2 protein-coding genes are annotated in these 1,365 nt (G+C 65.1%); both read left to right on the top strand.

The genetic code is table 11. The features are described 5' to 3' along the window. Positions 1–685 (top strand): hypothetical protein (locus tag LQV45_RS32855; protein ID WP_230011841.1); only part of this gene is annotated, 685 nt, incomplete at its 5' end. A 175-nt stretch (positions 686–860) separates the two neighbouring features. Then, positions 861–1,365 (top strand): DUF4192 family protein (locus tag LQV45_RS32850; protein WP_230011839.1); only part of this gene is annotated, 505 nt, incomplete at its 3' end.

Genomic DNA, 1,365 nt, shown 5'->3' with positions numbered 1-1,365 from the left:
GGCCAAGGCCGGCTTCGACTACACACCGCCCGCCTCCGAGACGACTATGGACCTCAACGGAGCCATCGGATTCAAACGGCTCACGGTCGACGCCGCCAAAGCCAGCGGCTACGCCAGCACCCGACCGCAGGGACCTCACGAGCCGGCTCCCGGGTCCGCAGACGGCAAACTCTTCGCCAATCCAGCCTTCACCAAGGCACTCACCGGGCCCGGGGACACCGCGTCAATGACCACGGTGGACGGTATGGGAACGTCCTCCGGCGGATGCCGCGGCGAAGCCATGACACAGATCTACGGCAGCGCGGAAAACTACATGCTCGCCACCGGCATCGCCTCCAACTGGTTTTTCCCGGCCGCCCTGTCCGCCTCCGGCGACTCGGGCATTACCAAAGCAGTCGCTGACTGGGCGGCCTGCATGAAGGAAACCCCTTACGCCTCGTTTTCTAACCCGGGGCAGGCCGCCGATGCCGGTAAAACTGCGGGCGGCCAGGAAGAGTTCAGAATCGCCGTGACCGACGCCGTCTGCCGGGACAAGACCGGGTTCCACGCTGCCCTGGACAAAGTCCTGGACAAATACCTGACAACCCGCATGCAGGAACTCGCCCCGCAGATCGCGAAGGTCAAAGAGATTCGCCGCGCCGCGGACGCGAACGCGGCAACGGTGGAGGCCACTGCATCGAAATAGTGCGGTTTAGTGCGGTTTGGCGAAAGGCCGGCGTCCTGTCAGCATTCGGGGGGCGGGGGGAGGACACCGCCCGTTGGCGCTGGTTCCGCCATAGTGGTTCCGACTTCGTCGCGGTTATCCACATAGCGCAACCCGGTACTGTCGCCGGGGACGCAGCCGCCGCGAAGCTGGACTTATGACAGCTCCCGATCACCTGAGAATTACCGGCCCCGAAGACATTCTGGGCTTCATCCCGCACTCCCTCGGTTACTGGCCGGAAGACAGCCTCGTGGCCATGACCTTGCAGGGCAAACGCCTCGGAGCCACCTTGCGGGTCGACCTCCCCGTGCCCGGAGGCGGCTCAGGCCGGAGGGACATGCTGGCCGGTTTTGCCCGGAATGTCGTGGCCTATCTGCAGGCGGACGACGCGGCTGACGGTTCGCTGCTGGCCTTCTTCACTGACGCTGAGGCCGGCGCCGACACGCAGACGGACAGCGCCGGCGACGGCCATGCGTGGGCGGACCTGCTCAAAGAACTCGAGCTTGCCCTTGAGGCAGCCGGATTGCCCGTGAGGGACGCCTGGATTATCGGTACTGAGTTCTGGCGCAACGCAGACTGCAGCGATCCGGAATGCTGTGGGATGCCCGGCCGTCCGGTCGAACAGATCAGGAACAGCAGGCTCAACGCCGAGATGGTCTACC

The sequence above is a fragment of the Microbacterium sp. Bi128 genome, assembly GCF_918698205.1.
This window is presented reverse-complemented; position numbering and strand designations above follow the sequence as displayed.